General features: G+C 28.3%; 11 protein-coding genes. 2 read left to right on the forward strand and 9 right to left on the reverse strand.

Going from position 1 to position 11,110, the window contains the following annotated elements:
• The first annotated feature begins 3 nt into the window (after positions 1-3).
• Positions 4-96, forward strand: a complete 93-nt coding sequence (locus GYV61_RS09920) for an IS3 family transposase (RefSeq protein ID WP_370448574.1) — start codon at positions 4-6, stop codon at positions 94-96.
• A 620-nt stretch (positions 97-716) separates the two neighbouring features.
• On the opposite strand, the gene GYV61_RS09470 is transcribed toward GYV61_RS09920, so the two are convergent.
• The 8 genes from GYV61_RS09470 to GYV61_RS09505 form a co-directional block, all read right to left on the reverse strand.
• Entirely contained in the window at positions 717-1,967 is a 1,251-nt protein-coding gene (locus GYV61_RS09470; RefSeq protein ID WP_034981266.1) for a hypothetical protein, read from the reverse strand.
• 254 nt (positions 1,968-2,221) lie between these two features.
• On the reverse strand, positions 2,222-2,854 hold the full coding sequence (locus GYV61_RS09475; RefSeq protein ID WP_122052530.1) for a tyrosine-type recombinase/integrase: 633 nt from the start codon (positions 2,852-2,854) through the stop codon (positions 2,222-2,224).
• A gap of 436 nt (positions 2,855-3,290) precedes the next feature.
• The gene (locus GYV61_RS09480; RefSeq protein WP_034981271.1) at positions 3,291-3,695 is read right to left on the reverse strand and encodes a type II toxin-antitoxin system HicB family antitoxin; all 405 of its coding nucleotides are present in this window, start codon (positions 3,693-3,695) and stop codon (positions 3,291-3,293) included.
• Positions 3,696-3,752: 57 nt separating this feature from the next.
• On the reverse strand, positions 3,753-3,944 hold the full coding sequence (locus GYV61_RS09485) for a type II toxin-antitoxin system HicA family toxin (RefSeq protein WP_034981274.1): 192 nt from the start codon (positions 3,942-3,944) through the stop codon (positions 3,753-3,755).
• Positions 3,945-4,400: 456 nt separating this feature from the next.
• Positions 4,401-4,634 carry a helix-turn-helix domain-containing protein gene (locus GYV61_RS09490; protein WP_052060372.1) on the reverse strand — a complete coding sequence of 78 codons (234 nt, stop codon included), beginning with the start codon at positions 4,632-4,634 and terminating at the stop codon, positions 4,401-4,403.
• 491 nt (positions 4,635-5,125) lie between these two features.
• Positions 5,126-6,736, reverse strand: a complete 1,611-nt coding sequence (locus tag GYV61_RS09495) for an ATP-binding cassette domain-containing protein (RefSeq protein WP_174795610.1) — start codon at positions 6,734-6,736, stop codon at positions 5,126-5,128.
• A 37-nt stretch (positions 6,737-6,773) separates the two neighbouring features.
• Entirely contained in the window at positions 6,774-7,679 is a 906-nt protein-coding gene (locus tag GYV61_RS09500) for an LpxL/LpxP family acyltransferase (RefSeq protein WP_034981289.1), read from the reverse strand.
• Positions 7,676-8,719 carry a ThiF family adenylyltransferase gene (locus tag GYV61_RS09505; RefSeq protein WP_052059686.1) on the reverse strand — a complete coding sequence of 348 codons (1,044 nt, stop codon included), beginning with the start codon at positions 8,717-8,719 and terminating at the stop codon, positions 7,676-7,678. Before GYV61_RS09505 ends, GYV61_RS09500 begins: the two co-directional genes overlap by 4 nt.
• 868 nt (positions 8,720-9,587) lie before the next feature.
• Here GYV61_RS09505 and GYV61_RS09510 point away from each other — a divergent pair.
• Positions 9,588-10,358, forward strand: a complete 771-nt coding sequence (locus GYV61_RS09510; protein ID WP_122026729.1) for a biotin--[acetyl-CoA-carboxylase] ligase — start codon at positions 9,588-9,590, stop codon at positions 10,356-10,358.
• 658 nt (positions 10,359-11,016) lie between these two features.
• Here GYV61_RS09510 and GYV61_RS09515 read toward each other — a convergent pair.
• The coding region (locus tag GYV61_RS09515) for an IS3 family transposase (protein ID WP_147444110.1) at positions 11,017-11,110 on the reverse strand (94 nt) is incomplete at its 5' end.

Raw genomic sequence — 11,110 nt, forward strand, 5'->3', positions numbered from 1 at the left:
TGGATAAGTTATTATAATGAAGATAGAATTCGGCACAAACTAAAAGGCTTAACTCCGATTCAATATCGGAATCAAGCCTTAAGTAAAACGATATAAAACTAACGTCCAGTTTTAGGGGTTAGCTTCAACAGGTGATGTATTATAATATTTTTAATATTTATCAAATAAAAAAGCCCAGTTATTTAAACTGGACTTTTTCTTTGAGCGAAAAAATTTTGATCTTGTGAATTGATCATAAACAAATATAATAAAATAATTACTAATTCTTCTAAAACAACAATAATTTGATTGAAAGATAAAATCAAAAAAATACAATAAATATTGATTTTATCCAATCATCTAATCTAAAACAACTTTTTTAAAGTCTTATCATAATAAAACCTCCATACTAAAAAAGATCAGTTATGCTGATCCTCACTTGTAGTATTCAATTTTCTTATTTAACTCAACGCAAAAAAGGCTTTAAGTACATACTTAAAACCTTAATTTTAGTTAGCGATAAACAATAAAAATATCTTACGATAGTGATAAACAATAGACGAATTTCAACAATGAAATTCAACACCAACGCTTAATGATAAATCAAAAAATCAAGCAAAATTAAATGAATAAAAATAAAATTTATTCACATGATTATTATACAAAATTTTTATCCAATAGTAACCCTAGATTATCTTGAAATATTATATCGTACTTGATAATATTCCAAGATTTTCCTACATATTAAAACTATCAGGATTTCCAAATTGGTCTTTTAAAACCTCTGACCAATTAGAAATATCATCAATATGATCGGGATATACACTTAATAAAGTTCCAAGTAATTGTATGAAATAATTTGAAACAGAGCGCTTTTCATCAGTGCTTACTCTAACTAACCGAGCAGGGCCATTAGCAGCTTCTGCAAATACGCAACGAATGTTAGAATAATTGATCTTTTCTTGAATAAGACTATCAATAGGTAGAACTTTTTTTTCTTTAACTGTATTTTTTTTTGTTAAATAGACTGTATTGGAGAAGGCATCCCATTTTTGGCTTGGATAAAAGAAATAATTAAGTTCTTCACCTTTAACATTTTCAAAGAACTTATTATAGAACTTAATTGCACCAGGTAACTGTTCTGGATATTTAGTATAAATTGCTTGATTTAATGATTTGAGACCTTTAAAAGTATCATCATAATTTGAATAAGTTAGAGATAAGAAATTGGTGTGTCTAGTACCCACGAAAAGGCAATGCCAATCATATGACTCATTCTGAATGTATTGTGCAACATCTATCACGTCTTGTTCCACTTTGTGTTCACTTAGAGACCTATCACAATCATAAGTGCCAAAAGTAGATAATCTTAATAATAAGGAATTAGTTTGGCTTCGCCAATCTGCACTCCTAAATAATAAATGTGTCCGCAACGTTCTTGCTTTTTTTTCAATAGCTTCCAAATATTTAATAGGATCCAAATTATAAGTACAACAAAAGCTAAAGACTAAATTAGCATATTCAGATATATTATTGAATGATGATTCGTAATACATAGTATTATTGTCATAATTTACAAATAAAGTATAATCAAGAATTTCATCATTCTTTTTTAGAGTCTTAAGACTAAGATTTAAATCCTCAAGTTCCTTTTCAATTGATTCAATTTTAGAAATATTCATATATTTACCGATGTGAGTAAAAGTATCAGTAAGCTGAATATAATCAAAATCTTCATTAATTTTCTCTACAGGATTTTTTCGATAGCAAATATCTTTAATGCCACTAGTTATTCTCTCAAATAGGTAATCTTTTTTAAATTGAGATTGTAGTAGCAAGTTAAAAATCAAATCTGATTGTCCCTGCATAGAATTACCACAAGTAAAATTGGATACAGCTTGGTCTTTATAATATACTGTGATTAATCCTGAGTAACAAGTTATATCATCTAATTTTTCTACCATGTTTTTAATTTCGTTAATTTTCATGTTGTTCTCCATCTGATCTATAATTAATTTCTGATTCACTTTCAATTGTACAAAAATTTATTTGCCCAAAACGAAAGTTAAACATCCAAGAATTATTAAATATTTATCTTTAAAAGCATAATTTTTTCGATGCTGAGAAGGCGATTTTAAGACCAAGTTCAGTTAATTTAATTAACAATGACACAGAATGCTTAAAAATAGCAAAAGAAAAAAGCCCTTTTTTGAATGAAAAGAGCCTTTATAAATTTAGAAAATTAAACTCTATTAAAGTTAATTTGATCTAGTAATGCTTCCTTACGTTCTTCTTCAAAACCTAAGTATCTGAAAGTCATTGCTTCGCTACTATGATTCAACAAGTGAGATACGAAACCAATATTATGTCCTGTCTGTTCGTAAATAATGAATGCTCCAGTCTTTCTCATAGTATGTGAACCAATCCAATCAACACCTAATTTAAGTCCAATTTTGTGACAGATACGATAATAAGTGTTCTCTGCAATCGGCTTATTTTCACCTAAGTATCTTGAACTTGGAAATAACCATTCACTAGATGCTAATTTTTTATAGGGATGCTTTTTTTCATAGTCTTGCAACCACTCATAGTAGTCTTCCAATACATCTCTTACTGGAGTGAGATATAGTCTGTTCTGCTTTTTTGTTTTCTTATCTTTGGTAAAGACTTCTTTTTTTACTCTGCCCCTCTTATCGAAAACTTGATCTTTTTTTAAAGCCAAAACATCACTTACTCTTAAGCACGTAACTTTACCTGTCTGAAAAATGGCATAGTTCCTTTCTCCCATTTCTCCTTCGCTTTTTAATTTGTCTAAAAACTTTTTTAGCATAATTGAGTCCGTAATTGGTCGTGTATCTTTATGTTTTCTCGGCATTTTTTGTTCCTTACTTTATGTTATCTTTTAAAGCCTTGCTATATGGTTATTTTAACGTATTAAGTAGAATAATTCTATTATATTTATTTATTCTACATAGTTAAATAGCTCAAAATTTTACTATCAGTAAGAATGCACCTTTTAGCATACTATGTAGAAAAAGTATCTTTTTCTACATAGTTTAAATTTGAAGATGTTTAATCAAAACAAAATATACGGCTAAGTTTATTAATTAATAGTCAAAAAAGATGAACTAGGCCTTAGAATCGCTCTCTCAGCATAACAAAAAACAGAAGCAAGGTATAAACTTACTTCTGTATATTTAATCTGTAGAAACCTTTTTCCGAAAAAGTACAATATCTTTTAAGTTATAAGGATCATAATCTTTTATAAAAATTGGTATAACCTTCCAAGGACTATTAACCAAACATAAATATTATTTTTCTTGCAAAATTGCATTAGTCAATAAAGATGAAAAATTCAATTTTAATTTTTTCGCTTTACGATCAGCCCACTGGGGAATGGTTAAAGTCTTTTTTACCAACTTATCGTTGTCTAAGTACTTTGATACATTTGCTCTAATCAAAGTTGCAAAAGAACCATCCGGGACTTTCAGCTTATCTATTTTTGAAGGAGAGTTAATTGAGTCACCACTTTCAATATAGTCCGCCAAAGTTAATCCTAGTGCTTCCTCAGCCATCTCAATTCCATAAGAAATATTATCAGTATTGATTCCAGTAAAAGCACCTTGAATGTCAGGAAATTCGATTAAATAACCGCCATTAGTTTCTGGTGTAAAAATTGCAGGATAAACTAAATAAAGCTTAGTTTTTTTACTCATAAAGCATTCTCCTTTGAAAAACGCAAAGTGATTAAATTATCAACTTTGCGTAAAATTTCAGGGCTTTTTAAGCCCTGCTTCCTTAAGAATTTTACGCTCAAGGCCATTACCAAGATCTTGATTGCCATGAATAGGTACCGTTATTCTTACACCATCTTTATATAAATGATGATGTGAGCCAGCAACTCGACGTTCAATCCAGCCATTTTCGAGTAATAGCTTGAGCATCTCCTTTCCTGTAAGTGGCATGTATACTTACCTCCTTACGTTTTTAATTGTAACACGTATTACACGTGTAAACAACAAATAAATTAGTTAGCGTCTTTTAGTCACTAGCCACTTCATTAATCCTAGAATACTAAAAAGCAGTTAGAGGGATGTTTACGTGCATCCATTGAATAGAGCCATCATTCAACCTAAGAGAAGTTGTCAAGAACTTTATAACTTAGCACAATACTTACCTAAGAAAAATTTTTCAAACCAGCTTTAGTTAAACGAAATATCATTAGAGCTTTACCGCAATTTAATTAATCGTTGGCGTCCTGGAACATACACCTTACCTGTTATCAGTCATTTACCATTTGAATTTATCTAACAGCAGGCTTAATTTGTTTTTAAAAACTATTAGGTAGTCGAAACAAAAAGAGAGCTTAAAGCTCTCTTTTTTACGTATTTAGACTTGCTGATATTAAGACGGTATGAATTCTATCCTATCCTTACCTTTTGCTTAGTTGCTTGGGCAATTTTACTCAATAACTTTGTGGAAGTATTCATTGAACCACTCTTTATCCGTACAATTGTTGATTGTGGCTTATCTATTAGTTTTGCAAATTCTCTTTGGCTTAAGCCAAGATTACTTCGTAAATTCCTTACCTGAACAGCAATTTCAAAATTTATATTATTTTGACTAACTTCTTTGGCAAATTCAGGATCACGCATACTACGTTCACGTGCATATTCATAAATTTTTACCTCTTTTCAAATTCAATCTTCTTTTCTTTGCCTTACTTATTTCATATAACTGACTTCCTTGTTAATGCACTTTTTCAACACATGGACCCTAAGTGTCCAATACTTTTCAAACAGATTTAAGCAAGGAAATAACGAAGCTGCCAATTTTTATAACGACGTTAATTACTATTAGGATAAAGCGTAAAAAATGCTTACAACTCAAACCCACTTTAGCACAAAACAAAAGTGGTAAAGGCAAAATTGAGCTAGCCTCATCTCCATCACTAACGTTAGAATGTTTATATATAAAAAATCATAATGAGACTAGTGTGCAAGAGAACCGTTTAACTGGTAAAGACCACACTGCTATCAAAACCTAATCAATAACCTAAGTGTGAAACTTGTGTTAACTATCATCAAAAAAATTTATACTTAATTCTTGACATACTTCATATTTTTACTTTTGATTTTCACTGTACTTAACAATTTAATCTTAAAGTTTTATTTTCAAGTACATAGTGTGTAAAATGTGCATGTTTAAATTCAATATCGTCATAATAATGAGCAACCTCAATCACTGTACAATCTAAATTTTGAATAATTTTATTTATTTTGTCCGACATTTTTGGATCTAAACTAGAAGTTGCTTCATCAATTAAAATAATTTTTTTATTAAAAAGAAGAGCTCTAGCAATTTCGATTCGCTGCCGTTGTCCACCAGATAAGTTTTTCCCACTTTCACCATAATATCTATTTAAAGCATCGTTACCTAGTTCATTAATCAATCCTACTTTTTCAAGAACAAATAAACAATCTTTAGTTGAGAAATCCTCGCCTAAAGTTAGATTAAAACGCAAAGTATCATTAAATAAGTTGGGATTTTGTCTTATATAAGCAATCCTACCAGATTCGAGAATATTGTTTATTTTACTATTCTTTTCCCTCAAATAAATTTTTCCGCTACTTGGTTTAATAGAACCCTGAATCAAATTAAGTATTGTCGATTTACCAACACCAGAAGCTCCTGTAATCAAAATTTTTTCTCCAAAAGTAATATTTAAATTCAAATTATTGATAATCTGTTTACCATTTGAGTACGTAAAATAAACATTTTCAAAACAAATTTTTGGCTTAATATCTTTCGATATTTTTTTAGGAGCTTTAAATTCAATCATATGTTCACTATAAGATTTTCGAATTTCTTGAGTAGTTTTTATCTTACTAAGATACTCTGAAACTGTTCCTAATGGACCTACGACTCTGTCACTAGCCATAAAAATACCAATCAAAGCTGCAGAAGATATCTTTCTTTGAATAACTAAAAGCAAGCCAATACCAATAGGTAAAATATAACTAACAACTGAAAGAATTGAAGCGACAAAAAAAGTAACAGCTTGCCAGTTATTCATAAGTAAATAAGAATTTTCGGATTCATTTAAATACTTATCTGTATCATTGTACATATACTTTTCAGCTAAATAAGTTTTGATAGTATTGGCTCCATTAAATAAATCAGTTACCTTACTTAAAAATCTACTACTATCTTCCTGCCACTTTGAAGAAGTGGCAGTTAATTTTTTACCAAAAATCTTTGGAGTTATCATAGGTAATAAAGAAAATAAAATAAACAAAATTCCAATAGGTATGCTTAAACTTAAAATATAAATTCCAGAGATTAATGCCATTAACAAAGACGCAAATACTTCAAAGATCAGACTAAAGTAATCTGTTTCAACCAATTTAAAATCATTAAATATTTTTGAGACATTATCCGCAGTATCACTACTAAAAGTTGAAGTATTAATTTGCCCATAAATAAAATTACTTTTGAGCTTTACATTAAGCTTTTTTATTGCTAAATTTATTAACATTTTTCTTAAAGTCATTGAAAAATACACAATAGCCATTGCTGAAAAGCTTTTGACAGCATAAAACATTACTTCTAAAAATGTTGAGTTATGATTAAAATTTGCTATAGAAGAAAGTACCTGTGCCAAAACTACTCCATCAAATGATGAAATAATTGTTGTTATTATTATTGAAAATACGAGCCAATTAGGTAACCATCTAATTATGTTTTTTATTTTCATTTTTATCACCGTTGTATATTAAATTAATATATAATACTTAATTGATTGATATTCTATTTTTGGAAAACAAATACCAATACCACCACTTTTCAGGAGTCTTAACTATTATACTGTTTATCAGTCTGTGAATATTATTATTAATCTGTCCTACTGTCATATCTTTTATATTTATCTTGGAATAAAATCTTAATTCATAATGAGGAAAATCATCTATTCTTGTAAAAGTAACTGGTTGTATATTTGAATTATTTCGTTTAGCTAAGGCTGCTAATCCGTACGCTACGGGAAAGAAATTATCTAAATACTTAGTACGATACTTGGGTTTAGGACCTAATGTATATTCTGGAAATTCAAGTATATTTTTTGAATTTTTTAATAAATTATCCAACTTAAAAAGAGCATTAACTGGGTTAGATGTGTCTAAAACTTCTGTTATGTACTTTTTTAAGCTCGATAACATTACATCTAAAATGGACCGCATATGCTCCCCTTCATCACCATTAGCTAATGGAACATTTTGAATTCTTAAACTCGCCAATATTATTGGTATAGAATAAAAATCTCCCCAATGTGGACTAAAAATTATCGTATTTCCTCTCTTAATATCATTTAATTTTTCTTCATTTATAATAATTAAATTATTTTTTAGAAAACACTTTGTCTGAGAAAATAAATAAACAAATATAGCATCAGTTTCTTGAAACAAAATATAGTTAGCCCATTTTTTGCTCAGTGACTCTTGGTTTTTTAAATTAGTAAACTTCATGGCTTTACTTGCAATTGTCACAAGGTCTTGAATATTTTCTTTTTTTTCGTTTATTTCAATTTGTCTAATTAAAGAAATTTCTTTCCAAATCAAATCAAGTTGATTACTTTTTTTTAATACTTGGAAAAGACGTTGATCATCTAGATCACTCAAATACATAGAAAAATCATAAATCATTCTGTTGACTCTTTTCTTATCATAGTCTTTCTTATTTGATACAAGTTCATATCAAACTCATTAAAAGAGTTTATCAATAACAAGTTATCATTATTATTAAACAATTTAAAAAACTCATTTATCTGAATAGCAGCAATAATTTTTATTATTGGCAAAAACGACATGTTCACCACAGGAGGTATAATTTCCTGATTTTTGTTTCGTCCTAGTTTTGATGTTTCAAGATAATCTTTCCACGTAAATGTTTTTTTAGGAATTACCATAGTTCCTAAAGAGGCCTCATGTCCTGAATAACCTCCACCAACAATATGTGGTACTCCCTTTTTTAAGCATTCATTTGAAACCAACAGTGATACATTTTTTATACTTGGATAATCAGCACACGAAAAAACAAAATCTGTCCCTGCAATTACTTGGTTAATATTAGTCTGATCAACTTTTAAGCTAATGTTATTTATATTTATTGCAGGATTAACAGTTTTACCAAATTTTTTAATAACATCAACCTTTGATTTATTAATATCTTTAGATGTAAAAATTGCTTGATTGGCTAGGTTTTCTGGTTCTACTTTGTCAAAATCAACTATAGTATAATTTTGAACACCTATTCTAAATAATTGCTCAAGTAAATTTGATCCTAATCCTCCACAGCCAATAACAGTTATATGCTTATTCATTAGCTTTTTTAAAAACTCATCAGTAAATTTGTTTTTATTAGGATACATATTCAAATAATTATTTTCCCTATCTAATAGTTCATAATTATTTTTCAAGGACTTATATACTATTAATCCATCGCAAAATAATTGATTACAAAAATCTTTTAGAAAATGTTTATTGATTTTTTTTGAGGACAGTTTCTGATTTACCATGTGTAATATTTCAGAGTCAGTAAATTCACCCGTTAAATAAGATATAATATTAATGGCCAATTCATCTGCAGTATATGATATTTGCTTATGCTCGTTATAAATTTCAAATTCTATTTTATTTTTATTTCTATATACACCTATTCCGGGCCTTATCATTGGAATAAACATTATTCACCTTTTTATTTTGAAAACTAACTAAAATAAACGAGTTCTAAGGAACTCTTTTATTACTAACATTTATCAGATACTTTATTTGGAGTAATGCTTTCCACTTTATTAGTTAACATAATTATTCACGATCTTTCTAAATATATTTTAATATATCATATAACGTTTTTAATTAAATTGCAACTTTATTTAATTTAATTACAAATTTTTATAATATAAATTTTTAATCCTTGCCTGCTGCTATTTATAGTTTTCTTTTTTAAATTATTTGCTCAAAGGGATTTAATATCTGCCCAACATTAATGATTCCTTGATTCAATAATTTGTCTTAGCTACTTCGCCAAAGTTTGCTTGAAACTGCTCATAATACGGCAACTTCTTTACCTTAAAGTTGCGGGTATAATTTTTAAGTTCATGGCTTGATCAAGCCAGAAGAAATAATGCTTAGATTTCTTGTCTTGATAATATATTCATTTAAAAGTTAGCTACTCATATAAAGTCTGTTTAATACAAATCCACATTGCTTCAATATTGCTTTTTACGACTAGGCAGATGCTACATAAATAAATCTAATAACTTATCAAAAGTGGGATCATTAATTAACATTTTATTAGTATTACGTGATAAATTGTATATTAAAAACTGTAAGTCTTGTAATAAACTAGTCATATAGAAGAAAATCTCACTGAATATAATCTTGTTCAAATTACATTTTAATAGAAAGTTCTTTTCTGTTTTTTTATTTTCCACATAAATATTTTATACTAACTACAATTTATTATAATTTTGCTTCTTAACTAAGCTTGATATATAATATTTTAAAGATTTATTTGAATATCAAAATTTATTTAACAAGGGTAAAATAATCATGATTAAAAATAATATTTCAAAAAATCAAAATCTTATTGCCAATCAATTATCTGACTTACCAATTACTGTAACATGGCTAAAGCAAGTTGATTCTACTAACACATACGCTAAACAGCACTTTCAAGCACAACAATATCAAAGTATTATTTTAGCTGGTAGTGATGTCCAGACACATGGCTATGGCAAACAAAAACGTTATTTTATTTCTAATAGTGGTGGCGTTTATTTGTCGCTTATTGCAAAAGTGCCACACTTAACAACAAGTAATCAAGGACTTTTAACTACTGGAACTGCGTGGTGTCTTCACCAAACTATTCGCCAGCAATTTAATACCATTTCCGATATCAAATGGGTTAACGATTTACTCTTACATGGGAAAAAAATCGCTGGTATTTTGATCGAAAAGATTGCTACTCAAACAGTTATAATTGGTATTGGTTGCAACTTGTATCAGCCTAATTTAGAACAAGCGTTAGCATCTAGTACTAATGTATTAGACTATCCTCCAACCACTGAACAATTTTGCAAGTTTGTAGCCCAATTAGTTAGAAAACTCATGTCATTTATACCTAATTTTACACAAGAGCAATTTCTATATGATTACGAAAAAAACATGTCAATGCTTGGACAAAAAGTAACTGCTATAACAGGAAAGAAAGCAATTACAGGAGATGCTGTCAGACTCGACAACCAAGCAAACTTGATTCTTAATAATCATGGCCAGCTTGTAACCATTAATAGTGGTGAAGTACTTAAAATTAGACAATAATTTATTACTTTTAAGTAAGCAAAAATTAATAAATAACAAGTTTATTATCTTTTCCAATCTTCGCTTAAAGACAGCTAATGTCACAATAAAAAATAGAAATTATTGATCTTTATTCAGCAGTATTTTTCTCATGCCTTAATTATTATGTAAAATGAATTAATCTTTATGTAACTAAAGCTAGACGGACTTAAAAGCTTATATATTATTTAGTTATAATTTACTTCTGTATATTTTTATTCTATAATCTACTAATAAAGAGTAAAACTTTTAATTTAAATATTAAAAATAATTAGTATACCTATCTTTTTAAAAAGCATCGTGCAATAAATGATTTAGTTTTAGTTAAAGCACCTGTACTTATTTCTACCTTTAATTGAAACTGATAACAGTCATAATGAGGTAAGTATTGCTTTATGTAAGAGCTATATTCTTAAAGATAAAGCCAGAATAATAACATATTTACCATTACAATAATATTATAAAACTATACCATTATGAAAAAACGTTTATCTAACTTTCAATTAAGCATAGAATTACATATTATTGAAGTATGTACGAACAACGTAATTGAAATCATTGAATAATAACAAATTAAAGACCAACAATTGATCTGACCCCCCGAAATTGAAGTGCAACTAAAAAGTTAGACATTTTAATATTACGCAAGACTCAATGCACGATTTCGATATTTGATCGGGGTCGTGTATTTTAGTTTGTTTGATCTTCTAATATGATTGAACCAGTAAACGTAA

The organism is Lactobacillus melliventris (assembly GCF_013346935.1).
Taxonomy (GTDB): domain Bacteria; phylum Bacillota; class Bacilli; order Lactobacillales; family Lactobacillaceae; genus Lactobacillus.

Excerpts from the sequence above, each read along its gene's own strand:
- GYV61_RS09480 (WP_034981271.1), bottom strand. The coding sequence starts at position 3,695 with ATGAGTAAAAAAACTAAGCTTTATTTAGTTTATCCTGCAATTTTTACA.
- GYV61_RS09475 (WP_122052530.1), bottom strand. The coding sequence starts at position 2,854 with ATGCCGAGAAAACATAAAGATACACGACCAATTACGGACTCAATTATG.
- GYV61_RS09490 (WP_052060372.1), bottom strand. The coding sequence starts at position 4,634 with ATGCGTGATCCTGAATTTGCCAAAGAAGTTAGTCAAAATAATATAAAT.
- GYV61_RS09500 (WP_034981289.1), bottom strand. The coding sequence starts at position 7,679 with ATGATTTATGATTTTTCTATGTATTTGAGTGATCTAGATGATCAACGT.
- GYV61_RS09470 (WP_034981266.1), bottom strand. The coding sequence starts at position 1,967 with ATGAAAATTAACGAAATTAAAAACATGGTAGAAAAATTAGATGATATA.
- GYV61_RS09505 (WP_052059686.1), bottom strand. The coding sequence starts at position 8,719 with ATGTTTATTCCAATGATAAGGCCCGGAATAGGTGTATATAGAAATAAA.
- GYV61_RS09510 (WP_122026729.1), top strand. The coding sequence starts at position 9,588 with ATGATTAAAAATAATATTTCAAAAAATCAAAATCTTATTGCCAATCAA.
- GYV61_RS09495 (WP_174795610.1), bottom strand. The coding sequence starts at position 6,736 with ATGAAAATAAAAAACATAATTAGATGGTTACCTAATTGGCTCGTATTT.
- GYV61_RS09485 (WP_034981274.1), bottom strand. The coding sequence starts at position 3,944 with ATGCCACTTACAGGAAAGGAGATGCTCAAGCTATTACTCGAAAATGGC.